This window comes from Rhizobium lentis (genome assembly GCF_017352135.1).
Taxonomy (GTDB): domain Bacteria; phylum Pseudomonadota; class Alphaproteobacteria; order Rhizobiales; family Rhizobiaceae; genus Rhizobium; species Rhizobium lentis.
Genome location: NZ_CP071455.1, coordinates 465,690 through 486,791 on the forward strand (window position 1 = coordinate 465,690; position 21,102 = coordinate 486,791).

The window sequence follows — 21,102 nt, forward strand, 5'->3', positions numbered from 1 at the left end:
TCTCTGTTCTCCTGGGACCGCCAGGATGCGGTTGCAAATCGCTGAAGAAGGATCTGGAATGGACACGATCTCAGATCACGAGACGCCACCCTACTGGTCCCTATCCGCTGAGACAGTCTTGGCCGAGCTGCACAGTTCGCGGGACGGCCTTTCCACTTCCGAGGTCGCGCGGCGATTAAAAGACAGCGGTCCGAATTCGCTGGGCAAGGACCGGAGTCACTCCGCGATCGCGGCTCTTGCGCGGCAATTCCGCAGTCCTCTCGTCCTGATCCTCATCGCGGCCGCCGCAATCTCCGCTTTAGTGGGCGAAGGGCATGAGACGCTTATCATTTCGATTATCGTGCTGGCCAGCTGCCTGCTCGGCTTCTTCCAGGAGTATGGGGCTTCACAGGCGGCGGAAAAGCTCAAGCGGCGCCTGTCACAGAAAACGGTGGTCCTGCGCGATGGCGCCGAGAGTACTATTCGCGTCGAAGAGGTCGTTCCAGGCGACATCCTGCACCTTTCCGCGGGCAGCCTGATCCCCGCCGATGGTATCATCTTGGAAGCGCGCGACCTCAATGTCAGCGAGGCAGTACTGACGGGAGAAACCTTTCCGGCCATGAAGACACCGGGCATCGCCGAAGCAGGCGCGCCTCTTTCCCGGCGCAGCAACGTTGTTTTCGCCGGTACATCCGTGCGTAGCGGCAAGGCTTGCGTCCTGACCGTCAAAACCGGCATCCACACGGAATTCGCCTCCATCGCCGAGAGCCTGGAACGTCAGGTTCCGGAGACCGAGTTTTCCCGGGGTATCCGCCGGTTCGGCCTGTTGATGACCGAGATCATGTTCGTCATGGTTATTCTGGTCTTCTTCGCAAACGCGCTGCTCGACCGACCGCTGATTGACTCCATCCTCTTTTCCCTTGCGCTTGCGGTCGGCCTCACGCCCGAGCTGCTGCCCGCCATCATCAGTGTGACGCTTGCCCGCGGAGCCAGGGCAATGGCGGCCAACGGCGTCATCGTTCGCCGGCTTGAAGCAATCGAAAATCTCGGCAGCATGGATATTCTTTGCACTGACAAGACCGGGACATTGACGGAAGGCGTCATCCATCTCGATGGCTGCCTGGACGCCGGCGGACAGCGATCGGACGAGGTGCTCCTGCTGGCCCGGCTCAATGCCACTCTCCAGAGCGGCCTCACCAACCCGCTGGACGAAGCGATCCTCGCCGCAGAGGAGACTGATGCGCGCGAGCAGTCCTTCATCAAACGGGACGAAATTCCCTACGATTTCGTGCGAAAGCGACTGTCGGTGATCGTCGCGTCTCCTGAAGGAGACATCGTGCTGATCTGCAAAGGGGCGGTCGACGGTGTCCTGAGGATCTGCAGCACCATCCGCGACGCTGGAAAAGAGGCACGCCTCGATCCGGAGAAGCGAGCTGCGGTCGAGGGCAAGTTCCGAAGCTGGAGCCAACAGGGCTTTCGCGTTCTCGGTCTTGCAACACGGCGCTTGGCGACGCCCGGTCCCTACGCCCGCACGGACGAAAACGGCCTTTGCTTCGAAGGCTTTCTGCTATTCCTTGATCCGCCGAAGCAGGGGATCCAGCGCTGCCTTTCCGATCTGGCGAGGCGCGGCATCATGGTCAAGGTCATTTCCGGTGACAACCGCTATGTCGCCTCCCACCTCGCTGCCGCGATCGGGCTGTCATCCGATCGGATTCTTACAGGGGCGGACCTATCGAAGCTCTCCTCGCAAGCACTTGCGGCAAAAGCGGCGCATACCGATCTCTTTGCCGAGATAGATCCTAATCAGAAAGAAAGCATCGTAAGGGCCCTCAGGTCGCGCGGCCACGTCGTCGGCTATCTCGGCGATGGGATCAACGACGCACCCGCCCTCCATGAAGCCGATATTGGGATTTCCGTCGACAGCGCCGTAGACGTGGCGCGCGAAGCCGCCGACATGGTCCTTCTGAGACGCGATCTCGGCGTACTGGTACAAGGCGTTGATGATGGGCGAACCACGTTTGCCAACACGATGAAATATATATCGATCACCACCAGCGCCAATTTCGGCAATATGATCAGCATGGCGCTGGCCTCCGTCGCGCTCCCTTTCCTGCCCCTTCTCGCCCAGCAGGTCCTGCTCAATAATTTTCTCTCTGATATCCCCTCATTCGCGATTGCCACCGATAATGTCGACGAGGAGGACAGGCGTCGGCCCCGTCATTGGGAAATCGGCTCCGTACGACGGTTCATGGTCACCTTCGGATTGGTCAGTTCGCTGTTCGACCTCCTGACCTTCGGCTTTCTGATCTTCCTGGTGGGGACCGGCGAGCGACATTTCCAGACGGCCTGGTTCCTTGAATCGCTGCTGACGGAATTGCTGATCGTCTTCATTGTCCGTACACGCAAGAGGTTCTGGCAGAGCTGGCCGTCGCGCCTGCTCGCCGCTCTGTCTGCTCTGATCATCTCGGTGACCTTTGCACTGCCCTTCCTGCCGGTCGCGCGCTGGTTCGACTTTGTCCCCTTGCCGCTTTCCACCATACGCGGGATCGTCTCCATCAGCGTGATGTATCTTTTGTCGTCGGAGCTGGCCAAACACTGGTTCTTCCGACGCGAGGACCAACGACGCCGCACCGCAGGCCGGAAACGTCGACGATCTCCACGGCGTCTCCGGCCAGAACGCGCCTGAGGCGTCAGGCAGTCGCGCCGAACACGGATGAGGTCCTCCGCGCGTGAAGCTTGATCCGCGTCAATGCTGACTTGCTCCTAAAGATTTGAAATGGAGATGCTCAATGACGAGCTGACGTCGGCTGCACCGAAATACGCTTGGCGCTTCGATGCGGCCTCCTTCTTGGAAGACAGGAGAAAAATCATGGCAGATGCAACCAAACTTGCTGTTAAGAACGAAGATAAGCCGGTTCAGTCGGCAGGAATCTGGTCCCCCTTCGAAGCGCTGCGCTCGGAGATCGACCGTCTGTTCGATGGCTTCATGCCCTCACCTTGGCGTTCCTCCGACCGGTCCATTTTCGCGCGCGGCTTTCCGTCGCTGAGTGGATGGGCAGCCGCCCCGGCTGTCGATGTGATCGAAAAGGACGACGCCTTCGAGATCACCGCCGAAATGCCTGGCCTCGATGAAAAGAACATCGAAGTCACGCTGTCCAACAGCTACCTGACAATCCGTGGCGAAAAGCAGGAGGAGAAGGAGGATAAGCAGAAGGAATACCATGTGTCCGAGCGTCGCTACGGCTCCTTCCAGCGCACCTTCCAGATCCCAGATGGGGTAGATGCCAACAAGGTGGATGCCACCTTCACCAAGGGCGTCCTGAAGGTGAGGCTTCCAAAGAGCGCCGATGCCAAAAAAAACGAGCGGAAGGTGGAGATAAAAGTCGCTTGATCCGGGTTCGCGTCGGATGGGCGCGCATCGCGATGCGCGCCCATTACTGTTGGCAATGGGCCAATAGAAATCGTCGAACGCCATGCACATCGTCACACCGTGCTTTTGCCGATGCCGTTGCCCGTCCAGTCATCAGCTACCGGCGAGTCGACCTGGCCGGTGCCGTGCCATCCATGATAACTTCATTGTTCACGACGCCAGATGTTTTTCGATTTCGTCGACCGGAAAATTGACGAGGTCCTTGTCGTATTCCGCCACAATCCGCTTCCTTACCGTTTCGGACATGGCACGGCGCAGGTCGGCAAGAGCCTTCGGGGGAGCCACGAGGAAAAGCTTCTGAATGTTGTTGCCTGCGCAGATCACCTCCAGCTTTTCCGCGACCATGGAAGAGAACTGCTCTTCTTCAAGCTGATGGAAATCAGTCTGTCCGAGGCTGCTGCGATGGCTGCCGCTGGCGGTCCGGCCAGGCCTATCTGTCCCCTGTTGACGGGTCGGCGCATTGTGCGGCGCCTCGAATACCTGCTCGACTTCAAGAGACAGGTCGGACGCTGTCCCGACATTGCGCAGAAGCAGGGCTTTTCTCGCGTCCGCGACGAGCACTCGCGCGTTGTAAGAGATGATGATATTTTGGTTCATCGCGATCGATCCCCTTTCTTTCGTGAGGTTCATCATACTCGCGTGCTGGACTGGCGATTTGATCGGCATCAATGCCCAAGAGAAGGCGTTGGCGGTTTGATCAAAGCTTCTTCTTAATGCGCTTACGACACAAAGAACCTGCGCTGAGCGCGTCTGCCGGAAAGCGGCGGCTGAGTGGGCCGGAGCGTACGCGGGCGGGCGGCGCGTCCTAAGAAAGTGCCGGTCGCCATCGTCCGGTCCTTCGAAATGATCCTACGCCGCAGAAAAGCAGGTCGAACTGCGGGTAAGGGCCTACGAAGGATGTTCAACCACCGAGAGCGATCGCGATCATGTCAGACCCACGCGCAAATGCCAGGAGTGAACGATAAAGCGCATCTGCATCTGCAGCCTTTGCAGAGAGCGATACTGCTGGGACCGGGAATTCGTTTTCAAGAATCCTAAGCGCAGCGGACTCGTTCTTGGCGGCCTTGATCTGTCGAAAAAGGCGCAGCCGCCGGCTCCGATAGAAGGTGGTGCCGAGGACGAACAATACGGCGTCGATGATCCCCCACGCAACGTTGCATCCAATTGTCGCGATAACCAATTCGCCGGCGTTGAGCCCCTTCTTGTTCGAAGACGAGTCTCGAACCGACCGTCCACGTCAGCGCCATGATCAACCCAAAAAGAACCTCGCCCATAGCATCTCCAGGATCAATGATGTTGGCAAGTTGGCTGCCTGTGTTCGAAGTCATCGACTGCGTCCCAGCTGATAGAGATGACGGTTTGCCCGCGGCTATCCAGCCACCATAGGACGAGCCAGTCTCGATGTGGATGCCGCCGTGGCACGGGTAAAGCCTGAGGCGAACTATGATGGACGCAGCAGCCTATTTCATTGACCGTGATCAATATCAAAAGCCCGGCGTGTCTGATGACCCACTTGTCACAAAAGCGCAAAGGCTTCGTGATCACTTGGGAGGCGAAAGTCGTCGATCGGCAGGTTGCGCTCTGGTCGGCATCGCACATTCGATGCTGAAGGTTAAGTGACCGCCTCCCGAGGGGGCTGCGTTTGACTCGGCCTCCTCTTCGCGCAAGCGCGGTCTACGGCTGATTGGGCCGGCGGAGACGGTCGGACTTGGCGTTCCATAAAGGTACCACTACTCAGCCGAGCAATAAGACTGCGGGCTTCTTCCCGTGTCAGCAAAACCGATGTCACGTCCGCCTCCACCGGTGAACCGCTGCTCGCTTCGACCACGTTGTAGAGATCGAAGGGCGCTGGGACGCAGACGTATTGCCCTTTCTTATTCATCGTGAGGGTCTCCGACCCACTAGCTTGTGCCACTCGCTGCCGTCGTGATCCCTTCATTGCACACCCATCAGTCGGAGACGCTACGGCATCGTTGAAAATCTACGCAGATCCTGCCGGCCATACATTGAGCGAGATCAAAATAGCCGTCCGTGTCTTGATCGGCATCAATGCTCTTTCCGGGTGATAAAGCCATCGTTGAAAGACCAATTTTTGCCCTCACGGTTTTCAGGAGTGGGATACGCCGATGCGTTGGAACCGCTGGTATAGCTTCAGGAGTTACATCAGATCCTCTTTGTGGGTCGTTCCCTTCGTCGCCCTGCTCCTTTACGTCGCCGCCATCCGACTGGTCTACCTCTTTGAAAACTGGACCCAGTGGCTCACTTTATGGCCCTGGGAATTGGCGGGCACGCAAAGGATGCTTGAGACGATCATTACAATGACTTTGACATTCGTCGTGTTCACCTTCGGATCGCTGCTGGTGGCAATTCAAGTTGCCGGCGGCCAATTGACGCCCCGGATCATCGCGACGACTCTTTTGCGCGACAATGCCATCCGGTTCACCGTAGGCCTTTTCATTTTTACATTGCTGTTTGCAACCGGCGCCCTTGCGAGACTTGATGCAACCGTTCCCCATGGTATCTCTGCGATCGCGGCGCTGCTTGGTTTTCTTTCCATTGCAGCCTTCCTGTATCTCATAGACTACGCGGCCCGCCTGCTGCGTCCTGTCAGCATCATCTTGAGAGTCGGCGAAAGCGGTCATGCCGTCATTGAGGAAGTCTATCCCGCACCTGCCAAAACTGACTGCTCCCATCCCGAGTTGATCACGTTCACGGGTTCGGCCGACAGGATTGTCTGCCATCAGGCCAATTCCGCGGTCGTGGTCGCTGTCAATATGGCTGCGCTGGTCGCCCTGGCCGAGAGGACAGATTCGGTCATCGAGCTGGTGCCAAAAGTCGGCGACTTCGTCGGTACGGGCGAAGTTCTTTTCCGCCTATACGGCCAAGATCTGCCGCCGGACAGCGTCGTGACAGCCTTGGTCGCTTTCGGGCCGGAACGCACGCTCGAACAGGATGCGACATTTGCCTTCAGGATCATCGTCGACATCGGAATCAAAGCGCTATCGAAGGCTATCAACGATCCCACGACGGCCGTTCTCGCGATCGATCAGCTTCAACGCCTCCTTTGCTTCGTGGGAGGAAGGCATCTCCTCGGCGACGAGGTCCGCGGAAAATCCGGCAAATTGAGATTTATCTGCAGAACGCCGAACTGGGAGGACTTCGTGCAACTGACCTTCAGCGAGATACGCCTGTACGGCGCGGAAAACTTTCAGATCGCCCGCCGTTTGCGAGCGATGATCGAATATGCCTCACAAATTTTGCCTAACGACCGGCGCCCGGCGCTTCTCGCTGAACTCGACCTCCTCGACCGGATGCTCGAGAGGACTTATGTCTTTCCTGAAGACTTGGCGCTGGCACGCACACCGGACTCACAGGGGTTGGGAGGGGCCGCCGAGCGAACAAGCGGAGCTAGCGAGCATTAATCGCCAGATCGCGCTTCGGCGCCAGTCGGCCCAATATTTTGGCTACGGCGAATCCGACTATGAGGGTGATGAAGGCTGCCAGGATGCACATCGTGGTTGATCGTTGATCGGCATTGGCAACTGCTGACAATGGGGCGAGAGCCGCCCCGACATTCCTGGTGCAGACCCCAATTGTGACCACGCCGCGCTTCTCGTGAGGAAGCCTGAACGAAACTGCGTAAGAGCACAGAGCCAGCGCGCAATAGTAGATGAACTGTGCTGCTATCGCCCAGGTTCCTATGGCGCTGAGAATTTGATCCCAATTCTGCAGGAATGCGACGGAAAGCAACACGGCAGTGCTGAAAGAGACCAGTTTCCTGATAATCGGATCGCACCTATCCGCCCACCTCTTCGACAGTTGACGCACTGCTATTCCGACGCCGAAAGGTGCGAGAATGAGAAGCAGGAGCGGCCGCGCGATCGTACCCGCACCGGCGTGAAGGTCTGGAGCAAAAAGAGGAAGTGCGATCGGCATCAAGAGGATTGTGCCAAGGGCAGCAATCACGATGAATGCCGCCGAATAGGCGGCGTCTCCTTTCGCAATGTCCGACAGCATCGGCATGAATGGTGCACATGGCGCCAGGCCCAGCAGCAGCAAACCAACGGCGTAGGGTTCCGGCAATGCGAGCAACCTTGCAATAACAATGGCAAGAATCGGCCCCAGAACGAAGCCTGACAATAGGCTGGGGACGACGAAGTCCTTGTCATGCAGCGCAGTCCAGGCATCCCTGACATCAAGTTTGAGGCCGACATCTGCCAGGCTGCCGAGCATGAACGAGATGAGCGCGACCTGTAAGGTGTACCTAAGTAACTCCGATGTCATGTTCTTCTCCTTTCCCCGGAGAACTCCGCTCTCTCGGTCTGCCCCTTTCTGCCCTGCGCCGTCGGTGCTCTGGCCGAGCTGGCAAGTCCTGGCTTGCGCTGGGGGTTCTAGGATCTTCCAATCGTTGCCGAAGCGGTCCGGTTGAGCCCCACGGGCTAGAATAGATCCGTGCCGCTGCGGCCAACGAACTCAGTTCGGAATCCCCTTTCGTGCGCGTCTTTCACGAAAGAGTTCGCGCTGAGGGCATCTGCTCGTATGACGTCATTGAAGCATTGAGCGAAGGGGCAGCATAGTTCGTCACGCATCCAGTCGTGGGCGCGGGGTGACACGGCGGTTATCTGCCAGTCATCATTGCTCGTTCGCTCAAGGCGAAAATCCACACCACCGCGAAGGACATCCGCGCAGCCGGCGCCGGCCAGCAAGGCCTCTGCGGTTCGCGAGATAACTCCGCTCATATCATCCCCCTTTCTTTCATGGGGTGCGATTACCTCAGGGATGTCGTAGCGCTTCCGTCTGACAAAGCGCGGTAAGCGATCATCTCGACCGGCACGCTTCAAGAAGACATCTTTTGACGCCCTTTCTCATTGATGCGGGTCAAAATGTGATCAGCATTCATCTCCGTGGTGAAAGCCGCAGGTGCCCGGCCGTTTCAGCCTTCCGGCGAGGGGCGGATCATGGATGGAAGGGTCCACGTCTTGACGTGGGTCAAAGCGCCCACGAGCAGGCGGACTAGACTTGCGGGATGCAGCCGAAAGAAGGAGGCATTGGATTGCCTTACAAAACGATACTGGTTGTGCTCGGGGTCAATGACTTCAAGGACGATATCAAGAACGCCGTCGCCAGCGGTCAGGCTATCGACGCCCACCTCTCGGTCGTAGTGGTGGCCATGGCAGCGCCACCGCCTTTCGGCGCATCTGCCGAGGAGATTTCAGCCGTCTGGCTGGAGGAGCGCGGAGGCGACATCGCCAAGCTTGCGGAGCATACGAGACATGTGGAAGAGCAGCTTGCATCTTCGGGGCTTTCGTTTGACGTTCAGGACCTCTACACGGAGGGCGCCTGGACGGACGAGGCGGTCGCCGAAAGAGCGCTGTACGTCGATCTGACCCTTGTCGGCCGGCGGGCTGCCCACGATCGCGATCTCTGCCCGCGGATCATCGGCGGAGCCTTGTTTCAGGCGCCCGCTCCTCTGATTTTAAATCCGACGGATCAGCCCGCCGAGATCACTCCTCGCACAGTTCTGATCGCCTGGAACGCCCGGAGGGAAGCGGCGCGCGCGGTTCAGCAGGCCCTTCCAATTCTCCAGCGCGCCGGCGAAGTGCGTCTTGTTCTGGTTGATCCTTTGGCAAAGACATCGCCAAGCGGTGAGGATCCGGGTGCCGATATCGCCGCCTATCTTGCACGGCAAGGCGTACCTGTCGCGGCGGAAACCATCGTGAGCGGAGGAAGGCCCGTCCAGGACATCCTCAAGCAACGCGCAGCGGAAATGGGAGCCGATATGATTGTCATGGGCGCGTATGGCCACTCCCGATTGCGCGAACGAATTTTCGGAGGCGTGACGCGAGCGATGATTGAAACGTGTAATCGGCCGCTTTTCCTCAGTCATTAGCGGAGGCTGTAAGATCAGTATCGGAATTGGAACAAGGCCGCTGTGCAGGACGAGGCCAATGCCCAAAAGAAGCATGTGCGCTCGAAGCGCGTCAAAGGGAGATCGCCGATGTTCAAGGATAGAAGAGATGCCGGCCGGAAACTTGCTGCAGCTCTGCTCCGGTATCGCGGGCGAGACGCCGTCGTCGCAGGCCTTCCGCGTGGCGGCATCCCAGTCGCGTTCGAGATCGCCAGAGCACTGGACGCACCGATGACGATGGTGTTCGTCAGGAAAATTGGGGTGCCCGCGATGCCTGAGCTTGCTATGGGCGCGGTCGTCGACGGACCGCATCCCTATGTCTTCAAGAACGGCGACATCATACGCCAAGCCGACATCTCGGACGCCGTGTTTCAATCCGCCACGGATATGGAGTTGAAAGAAATCGCGCGCCGCAAATCCCTGTTCAAGGGGATTTTTCCCGATATCGACATCGCAGGCAGGATCGTCATCCTCGCGGATGACGGCATCGCCACTGGCGCAACGATGAAGGCAGTGGCGATGGCAATCAGACAATACGGGGTAGAACGCATCGTCATTGCCGTACCCGTTGCGCCGGCAGAGGTGGTCGCCGATCTCGAGGATGAGGTCGAAGAGGTGGTTTGTCTTGAGGCTGGGCTGTCCTTTCGCGCGGTCGGTGATTTCTACTTCCACTTTCCTCAGCTGACAGACGAAGACGTCATCAGCTGCTTTAAGCAGCTTGCACCGGCGGCACACTGATTGCGTCGGTTAATCCAGCGTCTTATCTGAATGGCGCGCGGCGCTCCCCACCGTAATAATCGCGCTCGAGAGGTACAACAGCAAGATAGCTGAATAGACGCAGCGGCTTCATTCCGGTCTGTCTGTAATCACCCTCGAACGGTCCGCCCCCTGCGCCGCTCGGCCTCCGCCACTATCTGTTTCACAGCCACGAAGCTGTCCGGCGTGACGGAAATGCTGTCGATCCCGCATTCGACGAGAAAGGCGGCAAAGTCGGGGTGGTCGCTTGGCGCCTGGCCGCAGATGCCGATCTTGGCGCCGGCCTGTCCGGCTTCGGTGACGACTCTCGAAATCATCCACTTTACCGCCGGATCCTGTTCGTCGAAAAGATCGGCGAGATCGCCAGCGTCCCTGTCGACGCCGAGCGTCAGTTGCGTGAGATCGTTCGAGCCGATGGAGAAGCCATCGAAATAGCGGGCGAAATCCTTAGCAAGAACGACGTTTGAGGGTATCTCGCACATCACATAGATCTTCAGTCCGTCCTCGCCGCGTTTCAAGCCGCTTTCCGCCATGACCTGCAGCACCTTCTCAGCTTCTTCGATCGACCGGCAGAAGGGAACCATGACGATGACATTGGCAAAACCCATCTCATTGCGCAGCTTGCGAATGGCGCGGCATTCCAGCGCAAAACCCTCACGGTAGCGAGGCGAATAGTAACGGGAGGCGCCACGGAAGCCGAGCATCGGATTTTCTTCCTTGGGCTCGAACTCAGCTCCGCCCAAAAGCCCGGCATATTCATTCGTTTTGAAATCACTCAAGCGGACGATGGCGGGATTGGGGTGTACCACAGCGGCGATCCGGGCAAGACCACCCGCGAGAGTGTCGACGAAATACTCCGACTTGTCGTCATAACCCTGCGTCAGCGCCGCGATCTCGTTGCGGGCAACCTCGTCCTTCAGCCTGTCGAAGTGGACAAGTGCCATCGGATGGATGCGGATGGCGTTGCTGATGACGAACTCCATCCGGGCTAGGCCGACGCCGTCGGCGGGCAGCCGCCACCAGCGGAAGGCCGTAGCCGGATTTGCAAGATTCAGCATCACTTCGGTCTGCGTCGCCGGCAGGTCGTGGGCATCGAAGGTTTCAACCTCGTATTCGGCAGCCCCGTCATAGACGAACCCTTCGTACCCCTCCGCGCAGGACACGGTCACCTGCTCGCCCGTATGCAGCAGCAGCGTCGCGGTGCCGGTCCCCACCACCGCCGGCAAGCCGAGCTCGCGGCTGACAATTGCGGCGTGAGAAGTGCGGCCACCATGATCGGTAACGATCGCCGCCGCCCGTTTCATGATCGGCATCCAGTCCGGGTCGGTTGTCGCGGTTACCAATACCGAACCGTCAACGAATTGATCGATATCCTTGGCCGTTTCAACGAGGCAGACGCGGCCCGAGACGATGGCGTCACCGATCGCCAGACCTTCGACAAGCTTCTTGCCTTTCTGTTTGATGCTGTAGCTCCTGAACACCCCTGTCTTGTGCCTCGACTGAACTGTTTCCGGCCGCGCCTGCACGATGACGAGTTCTCCGGCCTCGCCGTTACGGGCCCATTCCATGTCCATCGGACAGCCGTAGTGCTGCTCGATGAGCGATGCCCAGCGGGCGAGCTTGAGCACCGCTTCGTCGTCAAGCACATAGCTTGCCCGTTCGGCTTTCGAGGTCGGAACGTTAATGGTAGGCTCTTCGGCCGATCCGTAGATCATCTTCTTTGCCTTCGCGCCGCACTTGCGGGCGACGATGGGGCGGAGAGAGCCGTTTGCGAGGAACGGCTTGAACACTTGGTATTCATCCGGATCGACGGCGCCTTGGACGACGTTCTCGCCGAGCCCCCAGGCGGCATTGATGAGCACGACCTTGTCAAAGCCGGTTTCCGTGTCAATGGAGAACATGACGCCGGAGCCACCGAGGTCCGACCGGACCATCTGCTGGATTCCGATCGAGAGTGCGACTTTCAGATGCTCAAAGCCCTTCGTCTGGCGATAGGAGATCGCCCTGTCGGTGAATAGGGAAGCGTAGCAGCGGCGGCAGGCATCGAGAAGCGAACGCTCACCGCGAATATTCAGGAAACTCTCCTGCTGCCCGGCGAAGCTCGCATCCGGAAGATCTTCGGCCGTGGCGCTGGAGCGGACAGCAACGGCGACATCTTCGCTTCCGATACGTTTCGAAAGCTCCGCGTAAGCGGCTCGGATGGCGTTCGCCAAGTCCTGTGGCCAGTCGCCGCGCAGGAAAAGCTTGCGTATGGCCGAACCTGCTTCAGCCAAACTCGCTTTGCCCTGCTGCCAGTCGACGATGCCTGCGGCAACCTTGTCCCGAATACCATTGGCATCGACATAATGCCAATAGGCGTCGGCGGTGGTGGCGAAACCCGCCGGTACGGCAATTCCTTTCGGCGAGAGATCCTGGATCATTTCCCCCAGGGAGGCATTCTTGCCGCCCACTCGGGCGATGTCGCCGCGCCGGAGGTGCTCAAACCAGATCACCTGTTCCATCCCTCCGTCCATGACACCCTCCCGGCCTGTCCCAATTGAACTGCGCCGAGAGTAGACGGGCTCGTCTCCTTCGACCTTGATGAAAATCAAGGCCATGGCGCAGCAGCTGGCGCAGACTGGGAAAAGTTTGAAGAATGCGGAGACCCAACATGCCAACGCTTTCAGATCGTCACGCCATTGTCGGGGAGATCGGACCGACCCACTTGCGCTTTGCGGTGGCCGATATCGATGAACTGGCGATGGACCACTATGTCAACTTCCGAACCGCCGACTTCGACTCGATTGAACTGGCGGTCGATGCTTATCTCACGTCGCTGCAGAACCGGCCGGCGAAGATGAGCCTCGCCGTGGCCGGTGATATAGCCGGAGGCCATGCTCGCCTCTTTCATCGCCCCTGGAGTTTTAGCGCCAAACAGCTGCAAAACGCTTTTTCCATCCCCACGGTCAGGCTTATGCGCGACATCGAAGCAGTCTCCCGATCCGTGCCGCTGCTGACGCAGCACGACCTTCTGCAAATCGGCGGAGCAATATCCCCCCGGGTCGGACCGAAAGCCATCCTGCTGGTGGAAAGGGACGTGGAGGTCGCTGCCGCAGTTCCAGTCGGACCGGGTTGGGGAACCTTATTGGGCCGGGCCGGCGATATCTCATTCGGCGCCGAAGACGGGGATGAGCTTCTCGTCCTCAATATCATGCGACGTGGACCGGCCAGAATAGCGCTCAGGAATGTCCTGACTTCAACCGGGCTTGCGAGCCTTCACGATGCGTTGCGGCAGCATGCCGGTCTCGGTGCATCAACTTGGGGCGTATCGGAGATCATCGAAGCCGCGTCGGCTGAAGAACCGGATCCCTATGCGAGTGAAACGCTCCGACGCTTCACGACCTGGCTCGGGCGCTTCGCCGGCGATTTGGCGGCCGCTTACGGCGCAGAGGGAGGACTTTATCTGGCTGGCAGCCTCTCGAACGATCTACGGAACGTTCTGACAGAGGGAACATTCGCCGCCTCGTTCACGGCTGCAGGCGGCCCGTCAGGCTTTGCGTCGACCGTTCCGGTGCACATCGTGACGGCTTCGAACGTTGCCCTGCGTGGGGCCGCCCTAGCGCTTTCCTGATTGGCACGAAGGATCTCGCGCGAGGACCAGCTGGCGTCGCCCGGCTCTACATCTCCATCGGAGGCGCAGCCGGCTGCCGGATAGGCTCGGGGATCTCTGTCATCGTCGCCTCCGTCAGCAGTAATATGCTGGCGACGGACACTGCGTTTTCCAGCGCGACGCGCACGACCTTGGTCGGATCGATAATGCCTTCCTGCAGGAGATCAACATAGCGGTTCCGCGCAGCATCAAAGCCGATGGCTCCTTCACTTTCGAGCATCCTGGCAACGACGACACCGCCATCGACAGCCGAGTTTTCGGCAATCTGACGTGCCGGGACCTCCAGAGCACGCTTCAGGATCTGTACGCCCGTCCGCTCATCCCCATCGCAGAGCTGTTCTTCCTCGGCCACAGCCGCGATGCAGCGCAAGAGCGCAAGCCCACCGCCGGGAACGATACCCTCCTCAACCGCCGCCTTGGTGGCATTGATCGCGTCGTCGAGAGCTTCCTTCTTGGCCTTCACCTCCGCTTCCGCAGGAGCACCAACGCGAATGACGGCCACCCCACCGGAAAGCTTCGCCAGCCGTTCCTGCAGCTTCTCCTTGTCATAGTCGCTGGTGGTCGTCTCAATCTCCTTGCGGATCTGCTCGCCCCTTGCCCTGATCGCCTGCTGCGAGCCGCCGCCCCCGATGATCGTGGTGGTGTCCTTATCCACGACAACGCGCGTCGCCGTGCCGAGCTGCTCCAGCGTCGTCTTATCGAGCTTGAATCCGAGATCTTCCGAAATGAGCTGAGCGCCGGTGAGGATCGCCAGATCCTGCAGCATTGCCTTGCGGCGGTCACCGAAGCCGGGCGCTTTGACTGCGCAGTTGCGGAAGGTGCCGCGGATCTGGTTGACGATCAAAGTGGCAAGCGCCTCGCTTTCCACGTCCTCGGCGATGACGAGGAGCGGCCTGCCCGACTTGGCGATTTCTTCGAGCAGGCCGACCAAGTCGCCAAGCGCAGAGATCTTCCTGTCGAAGATCAAGATCCGAGCATCCTCGAGAACGGATTCCATCTTTTCCGGATCCGTCGCAAAATAGGGCGAGATATAGCCGCGGTCGAATTGCGTGCCTTCCACGACATCCAGCCGGGTTTCCATCGTCTTCGATTCCTCGACGGTGATGACACCTTCCTTGCCGACTTGCGTCATGGCTTCGGCGACCAGCTGGCCGATGGTTTCGTCATTGTGTGCGGAGATCGCCGCAACCTGCTGTTTTTCCTTGTCAGTGGTCACCGGCCTGGAAAGATCCCGCAATGCCTTGATGGTGCGGTTGACGGCGCGGTCGAGGCCACGCTTGAGGTCGATGGCGCTCGCGCCCGCCACGACATTGCGGTGACCATCCGCCAAAATCGCGTGCGCAAGCACGGTGGATGTGCTTGTTCCGTCTCCAACCACATCTCCTGTCTTCTCGGCAGCGGCGCGCAACATGCGGGCGCCGAGATTTTCCTCGGGATCCTTCAGATCGAATTCCTTGGCGATCGTCACCCCGTCATTGCAAACGATGGGAGCAGCCCACTTTTTCTCGATCAGAACCGACTTGGAACGCGGGCCGAGGGTGATGCGAACGGCGTCTGCCAGTCTGGTTGCCCCCTGAAGAACCTTACTCCTGGCCTCTGCATGAAAGAAAACTTGTTTGTGCGGCATTGCCCTATCCCCAAGTTGTCATGACCTCGCCTAACAGGCTGGCACGATATCAATGACATAGATCCGCGGCGATGAAATTGACCGGCGTCAAAAGCGGCCGTCAGGAAATCGGCGCGGCGGTAATTTGATCCTGCGCAATGCCTCTTCGATGGCGCCCTCTAGACTGTTGCCGTGAAGACAATCGTTCTCACTGGCTCACCAGCTACGATTGGAGCAAGGCCGTGAACCACTTCTCCGCGGGACGATGGCTGCGATGGCTTATCATCGATCACCTCCTGTTGATCGTTCTCATTCTGATGGTTGCGGCCGTCTTCAGCATCCCAGCGATCAAAGCTATGATCGAGCACGATCAGGGAAATGCGCCGCTGATGGGTTCGACACCGCAGCAGTCCGTGCTGGCTGAGACCCCTCACTCGACCTCCAGCGAGCGATAGATCTCCTCCTCCTGCGCAAAATGAAGGCGGGTGATCGCCTCCAGCCCGTGCAGCAGCCGCTGGATCTCGTTAAGCTGCGTCTCCGTCGGCGCCTTGCCGTCAAACGCCTTGCGCATGACGGCGAGGTTGTGAATTTGCCGTTGAATTTCCATGTGCGTCCGGCTCATTCCGGCCAGGATGTCCGGCGCCGCTTTTTTTTGGCGAAGCTGCGCGTAAACCTGTTCGTCCTTCTTCTCGTGTGGGAGAAGACGGTCACGCAAGCCGCGATCCAGTCTTTCGAGCTCGTCCATTGCCTCTTCCAGAGGCAGGCGCTTGAGTCGATCTGCCGTCATGCCGATATCGTCGACCAAGTCAGCCAACGCCTTGTGCTCGGCCTCCAGTCTCTGGAGATCTTCGTTGCTCAACCGCGGTGACGTCATGGCGAACGAGACGGGCGGCCCCAGGGCGCGCAGCGCGTTCAGGACGACGGCGACATCGATCGCCTCCTGAAAGAGCGCTCCTTCGACCGGCGTCAGATAACCGAAGGCGGCAGCAATCATGCCGCGACCGAAAGGCCTGTGCCGACATAAACGCTCTGCACTGCAATCCTGCGCGAGCGGCGTGCGATGTGAAGGGCATCGACCAGCCTGTCCAGACGATCGACGAGGATCACGACGTCCGCCGCTTCCGACGAAGCAGCGGCGCCGCGTGCTCCCATCGCTATGCCGACATCGGCGGCCGCAAGCGCAGGCGCGTCATTGACGCCATCGCCGATCATCAGTACGGGACGGCCTCTTGCACGCTCCTTTTCGACCGCGCTGGTCTTGTCCTCGGGCTTCATTTCACTGATGACGTCATCCACTCCGAGGAATGCGCCAACACCTGCAGCGAGATCGGCGCGATCGCCGGTAACGAGAACGATGCGCGCAATGCCGGTCTCGCGCAGATGCCGCAGTACGCAACCCGCTTCGGGACGAATCTGATCTGCCAGAAGCATCGCCCCGGCCAGGGCGCCGTCTATTGCCACAACGACTGCGACCGTTCCGTCGCGCCGTATCCATGCTTCGATCTCGCGACAAAAATCCGAGTCCTCAATGCCTGCGCTCGCGAAAGCCCAGCCGCCGACCACGACGTCTTGCCTGGCGACGCGGCCCCTCAACCCAGAGCCGGCCGTCTCCCGGACGCCGCTTGGTACATCAAGCAGACCCCCCGTTCACGGGCGGCGGCCACGATGGCCTGGGCCACGACATGAGGCGAGCTCTGATCCAGCGATGCCGCCACCCTCAAAAGGTCGAGCGGATTGAGGTCGCCGCGTGCCTTGATCTCAATCAGGCGGGCCCGACCATCGGTAACCGTTCCCGTCTTGTCGAGAAGCACCGTCCTTGCGGCGGCAAGGGCTTCAAGGGCGCCTCCGTCTTTCACCAAGACGCCCTTTTTTGCGCAGCGTGAAATGCCGGACACGATTGCGACGGATACGGCGAGTATCAGCGGACAGGGTGTCGCCACGACAATGACGGCAAGGGCCCGGGTTGCCTCGCCCGTCAGTGCCCAGGCCGAAACGGCGATTGACAAGGTGAGGGCCAGGAGGCCAACCCGAATTTGGCAGCCAATCGCTCGATCGGCGCTTTCGTCCGCTGTGCTGCTTCGACTAGCCGGATGACGCCGGCATAGGTGCTGTCGACAGCCGCGCTCGTCGCCTGGAGGTCGAACGCATCGCCGGCATTCGTGGAGCCGCTCATCACCGTCTGTCCAGATTGCCGTCGGATAGGCAGAGCCTCGCCCGTCAGTGCGGATTCATCTAGGACGGCAACATTGCCCGCGACAATTCCGTCGACGGGAACAACTTCGCCGCGGCGGACCAGGATAAGGTCGCCAGGCGCGATTGCCGCCACCGCAACATCCTCGATGCGGTCATCTTTATAACGGGCCGCGCGCGTTGGCACCCGGCTGAGCAGTGCTGTCATCTCTCGGCTTGCCCTGTTTTGCGCGAAGTTCTCCAGGAACTGCCCGCCGGTGAACATCAGCGCGACAACAATTCCGGCGAGATATTCGCCGAAGATGATGGCGCCGCCTATGGCCAGTGCCGCAATCAGGTCGAGGCCGAAATCCTTCCTGTGCAGACCAATGCCGATATCGATGACGAGCACCGCAAAGACAACTGCCGTGCCCGTCGTCCACAATTGCGTCGCAAGGCTCTCTTGCCCCACAAATCTGGCCAATCCACCGCCGACCAGAGCCAATGTGACCATCGGCAGCATCCATGCTTTGGCGACACGCCAGTCGGGCATCCGCATGTGGGCATTTCTCCGTTCCTGAACCACGGCCTCCCGGGACTGACCTGACGAATGTGGCCGACGAGACCCCTTGCACTCCGGACACTAGGACTGCGCCCGCATTGGAAAGCCGAATACATCACTAGTCCACGCCGATCAGTCGAACCTTGAGCATGATCATCCTGGGGGGGCGCTGAGGGATAGAGGTTGAAGCCCGACCTGCTCGCAGATGAATTCAGCAAGGGTTTCGATGGGACCGATCAGATCTATCTCCCCGTCGTGCATCGCCGCATTCTCCGGCATGTCCGGAAAGGAGGCTTCAGCGGGATCTTGCACCAAAGCGATGCCGCCAGCTTCTTTCAGGAACTTCAGGCCTAACGTTCCATCTTTCAGCGCGCCCGAAAGGATCACGCCGACCGTACGCGGGGCAATTGCGGCGGCAAGACACGCTCAGGTGCCAGCCAGGCGGGTTCAACAAACAGGTGCCGTATTCGAGTTGCTCGCCTTCGCGTGCGAAGCGCACTGGAAGCGCGCATAGCCGTCCGAGAACCTCAGGCAGGTAACTCGGCGGCTCAATTGGTCGATGGATGACGACCAAGACAGCGGCTGGAGTTCTGCCGGCAAATAGCTCAGTAACTTCGAAACGGCTTCAATTCCACCCGCAGAGGCTCCGATAGCGACAACATCTCGTTGCATGATTTACCTCAAGCACCCGATTTTCCAATCCTTTAGCCGATGATACGTTTTCGGACATTGACGTTGATCAATCGAACTGCGGGCTTTCGGTTGGCATCGAGGCCAAAAAATCGAGCACTTAGTGACCCAGGTTTTGGCGCAATACCTCTTCATCTTAATTCGGGCAATTGACCTTCAATGCCGATATCCAGAACCGTCGGGTCATCTCCTGCTCCCGCCCCGCGGCACGCGATGCCAGGAATGCATAGTGCATTGAACCGCTCGATCCGGGGGAGACCACTTGCGGCGCGCTCGCGATCGTCTCCACCGGGGGCAGCGCTCGGAAGCGAGCCACTCCTGTCTCCCCCGCGTGCAACAACTTCATTCGACGTCTTTGATTCGAATCAAAGAGCCCCGGAACATTTCGCCTATGGTGGACGAAAGAAGAAAGAGCTCATCTCATGTATATCCCTCGCGCCTCGGAAGACTTCCGAGCATCGCGGGTTTCATGTCGAACTGTCGTTGCGCCGATAGGGGAGAAATTGGATGTCCGTCTTAATTGCTTCGAATGAGCAGCAACTGCCAGATTTCAGGGTTAAGCGTGAAGAAGCCAGCTACTGGACGATCAGCCCTCTCACGCCCCGAGCAGCCCAGTGGGTACGCGCGAATTTCGGCCAATTCGATTCAAAAGAGGATCAGATCGTCAAGACCAACCTGATTGGCGCCAACGCACTGATCAGGAAAGCCCGTTCTTTTGGCTGGTGACGGAATATGTCGGGCCGGTTACCACCTTTCATTTCTGAAGGAGAAGGAAATGCGGATGCCAGCAGCGATTATCGTTTCTTCCATTGGTCTCGTCGGCCAGATGAGCCTGGACGAGGCAGGCCACCGCGTTTCAAAGGGTCCACGGGTGACCCTACCGGCCGCGATCTACACCGACCAAAGCCCAACTCAGCGATCGCGCGCACAACTTGATCAACTGCGTGGCGCCTTGCTCCAGCAGAAGGAGCAGTTGCGTGCGAAATCGGCAAACGAACGCATGGGGCTTCCCGCCTGATGGGAAGGGCCTTCGTCCGTTGCCGGACAAAAGTCCTGAAAGCAGAAAGGAGCAAATCATGGACGATATTACCCTGAGACAGAACATTATTGACGAGCTTGACTTCGAACCGAGCATCGATGCCGCCAACATCGGAATTTCCGTCGAAGACGGCATCGTCACCGTCACCGGTCACGTCAGCTCCTACTCCGAAAAGGAGACCGCCGAGCGAGTGGTGAAGCGGATCAAGGGCGTGCGCGGCATTGCCCAGGAGATCGAGGTGAGGATCTTCGGCAATCATGAGACATCGGACGACGATATCGCCCGCCGCGCCGTCAACATGCTCGACTGGAACGTTTCCGTTCCGAAGGGCGCAATCCAGGTCAAGGTCCAGAAGGGTTGGGTCACACTCACCGGCAAGGCCGAATGGCAATATCAGAAAAATGCTGCGGCCGATGCCGTCCGCAACCTCGCTGGTGTGGTCGGTCTGTCAAACTTGATCGAGATCAGCCCGAGTGTCAGCGCTGCTGACGTGAAGAAGCGCATCGAGGATGCGTTCAAGCGTGATGCCGAGCTGGAATCGCAGGGTATCCGCGTCGAAGTCTCCGGCGGCAGCGTTACGCTCAAAGGGAAGGTCCATACCTGGTCGGAGCGGCGTGCAGCCGAACGGGCGGCCTGGTCAGCCCCCGGAATCAAGACGTTGAATGATCAGATAGCGATCGGATGATCGGATTACGGATCCACATCAAATGTCGTGCCGGGGAGGTTTTGCTGTCCCCGGCGTGACTGCATCAGCGATTGCATGAAGCGGCAATCCGTCGCTTGGAGTGAATGGGTTTCATATGGCATCCGAACTGAAGATCGGCCAGTTGCAGGAAACTGAGGTGGAGCGTGCCTATGTCGTCGCGCAAGCGGGAATGCCACGTCTGACGCTCGCCTCCTGGCGTCAGGTCACCAGCGGTTCCGAACGCCGCAACTTCATCGTCGCGGCCGATATCAATGATTACGTCCGCGGGCTCTGCCACGCTCGAATGGAGAACCATCCGCTTGCCGGGCGGCTGTTCGATATTGCGATTTTCATCGTGGTGAGCCCGTTTCGCGAGCAAGAGATCGCCGCAAAGCTCTTTTCCAATGTGAAGAAACAGGCGATTGACGCGAACTGCAATTATTTAAGGGTATGGACGCTCAGGCCAGAGAACTGGGACCTCCTCGATGACCAGGACTATCGTCATCGTTGGGATCACGGGAGCATGCACCCGCTTTGACCTCCTTCCAGCGGCCGTAATCTCGGCGCCCTGAGGTCCATCTATTCCCCGCGAAGATTTGATGTTGGTCAATGCGTGGCGATCAATAGGC

The 21,102-nt window shown here is 59.2% G+C and carries 16 protein-coding genes and 3 pseudogenes; 12 read left to right on the plus strand and 7 right to left on the minus strand.

Going from position 1 to position 21,102, the window contains the following annotated elements; translation table 11 throughout:
- Positions 1-58: 58 nt before the first annotated feature.
- Both mgtA and J0663_RS24305 read left to right on the plus strand, forming a co-directional pair.
- Positions 59-2,665: a magnesium-translocating P-type ATPase gene (gene mgtA / locus J0663_RS24300; RefSeq protein WP_207244598.1), complete on the plus strand. Its 2,607-nt coding sequence runs from the start codon at positions 59-61 to the stop codon at positions 2,663-2,665.
- Positions 2,666-2,848: 183 nt separating this feature from the next.
- Positions 2,849-3,370 carry an Hsp20/alpha crystallin family protein gene (locus J0663_RS24305; RefSeq protein WP_207245480.1) on the plus strand — a complete coding sequence of 174 codons (522 nt, stop codon included), beginning with the start codon at positions 2,849-2,851 and terminating at the stop codon, positions 3,368-3,370.
- Between the two features lie 189 nt (positions 3,371-3,559).
- Here the strand turns inward: J0663_RS24305 and J0663_RS24310 are convergent, their stop codons facing one another.
- Both J0663_RS24310 and J0663_RS31420 read right to left on the minus strand, forming a co-directional pair.
- Entirely contained in the window at positions 3,560-4,042 is a 483-nt protein-coding gene (locus J0663_RS24310) for a baeRF12 domain-containing protein (RefSeq protein WP_246590415.1), read from the minus strand.
- Positions 4,043-4,319: 277 nt separating this feature from the next.
- Positions 4,320-4,737: pseudogene (locus tag J0663_RS31420) on the minus strand (VIT1/CCC1 transporter family protein); the annotation flags it as partial.
- 118 nt (positions 4,738-4,855) lie between these two features.
- Here J0663_RS31420 and J0663_RS24315 point away from each other — a divergent pair.
- Entirely contained in the window at positions 4,856-5,029 is a 174-nt protein-coding gene (locus J0663_RS24315) for a hypothetical protein (protein WP_207244599.1), read from the plus strand.
- Positions 5,030-5,535: 506 nt separating this feature from the next.
- Positions 5,536-6,831: a DUF2254 domain-containing protein gene (locus J0663_RS24320; protein ID WP_207244600.1), complete on the plus strand. Its 1,296-nt coding sequence runs from the start codon at positions 5,536-5,538 to the stop codon at positions 6,829-6,831.
- Here J0663_RS24320 and J0663_RS24325 read toward each other — a convergent pair.
- Positions 6,818-7,693, minus strand: a complete 876-nt coding sequence (locus J0663_RS24325; protein ID WP_207244601.1) for a bile acid:sodium symporter family protein — start codon at positions 7,691-7,693, stop codon at positions 6,818-6,820. The two genes, J0663_RS24320 and J0663_RS24325, sit on opposite strands and share 14 nt — an antisense overlap.
- Positions 7,694-8,435: 742 nt before the next feature.
- Here J0663_RS24325 and J0663_RS24330 point away from each other — a divergent pair.
- Together J0663_RS24330 and J0663_RS24335 are read left to right on the plus strand one after the other, a co-directional pair.
- The gene (locus J0663_RS24330) at positions 8,436-9,299 is read left to right on the plus strand and encodes a universal stress protein (RefSeq protein ID WP_207244602.1); all 864 of its coding nucleotides are present in this window, start codon (positions 8,436-8,438) and stop codon (positions 9,297-9,299) included.
- Between the two features lie 42 nt (positions 9,300-9,341).
- The gene (locus tag J0663_RS24335; RefSeq protein ID WP_311043549.1) at positions 9,342-10,055 is read left to right on the plus strand and encodes a phosphoribosyltransferase; all 714 of its coding nucleotides are present in this window, start codon (positions 9,342-9,344) and stop codon (positions 10,053-10,055) included.
- Between the two features lie 128 nt (positions 10,056-10,183).
- Here the strand turns inward: J0663_RS24335 and ppsA are convergent, their stop codons facing one another.
- Positions 10,184-12,586, minus strand: coding sequence for a phosphoenolpyruvate synthase (gene ppsA / locus J0663_RS24340; RefSeq protein WP_207244603.1), 2,403 nt, complete (start codon positions 12,584-12,586; stop codon positions 10,184-10,186).
- A gap of 137 nt (positions 12,587-12,723) precedes the next feature.
- Between ppsA and J0663_RS24345 the strand changes: the two genes are divergently transcribed.
- The gene (locus tag J0663_RS24345; RefSeq protein ID WP_207244604.1) at positions 12,724-13,683 is read left to right on the plus strand and encodes a glucokinase; all 960 of its coding nucleotides are present in this window, start codon (positions 12,724-12,726) and stop codon (positions 13,681-13,683) included.
- A gap of 46 nt (positions 13,684-13,729) precedes the next feature.
- On the opposite strand, the gene groL is transcribed toward J0663_RS24345, so the two are convergent.
- A complete protein-coding gene (gene groL, locus J0663_RS24350) occupies positions 13,730-15,349 on the minus strand; it encodes a chaperonin GroEL (RefSeq protein ID WP_207244605.1) in 1,620 nt (539 codons plus the stop codon).
- Positions 15,350-15,570: 221 nt separating this feature from the next.
- On the opposite strand from groL, the gene J0663_RS24355 reads away from it, so the two are divergent.
- Positions 15,571-15,783: a hypothetical protein gene (locus J0663_RS24355; RefSeq protein ID WP_207244606.1), complete on the plus strand. Its 213-nt coding sequence runs from the start codon at positions 15,571-15,573 to the stop codon at positions 15,781-15,783.
- On the opposite strand, the pseudogene J0663_RS24360 reads toward J0663_RS24355, so the two are convergent.
- Positions 15,759-18,011: pseudogene (locus tag J0663_RS24360) on the minus strand (heavy metal translocating P-type ATPase). The gene J0663_RS24355 and the pseudogene J0663_RS24360 overlap by 25 nt on opposite strands.
- A 201-nt stretch (positions 18,012-18,212) precedes the next feature.
- Positions 18,213-18,633: pseudogene (locus J0663_RS24370) on the minus strand (chemotaxis protein CheB).
- Between the two features lie 623 nt (positions 18,634-19,256).
- Here J0663_RS24370 and J0663_RS24375 point away from each other — a divergent pair.
- The 4 genes from J0663_RS24375 (at position 19,257) to J0663_RS24390 (ending at position 21,011) form a co-directional block, all read left to right on the plus strand.
- On the plus strand, positions 19,257-19,475 hold the full coding sequence (locus tag J0663_RS24375) for a hypothetical protein (RefSeq protein ID WP_207244609.1): 219 nt from the start codon (positions 19,257-19,259) through the stop codon (positions 19,473-19,475).
- A gap of 55 nt (positions 19,476-19,530) precedes the next feature.
- Complete coding sequence (locus J0663_RS24380) at positions 19,531-19,767, plus strand: hypothetical protein (RefSeq protein WP_207244610.1); 237 nt, start codon at positions 19,531-19,533, stop codon at positions 19,765-19,767.
- 58 nt (positions 19,768-19,825) lie between these two features.
- Positions 19,826-20,473 carry a BON domain-containing protein gene (locus J0663_RS24385; protein WP_207244611.1) on the plus strand — a complete coding sequence of 216 codons (648 nt, stop codon included), beginning with the start codon at positions 19,826-19,828 and terminating at the stop codon, positions 20,471-20,473.
- A gap of 157 nt (positions 20,474-20,630) precedes the next feature.
- Positions 20,631-21,011, plus strand: coding sequence for a hypothetical protein (locus J0663_RS24390; RefSeq protein WP_246590417.1), 381 nt, complete (start codon positions 20,631-20,633; stop codon positions 21,009-21,011).
- Positions 21,012-21,102 lie beyond the last annotated feature (91 nt).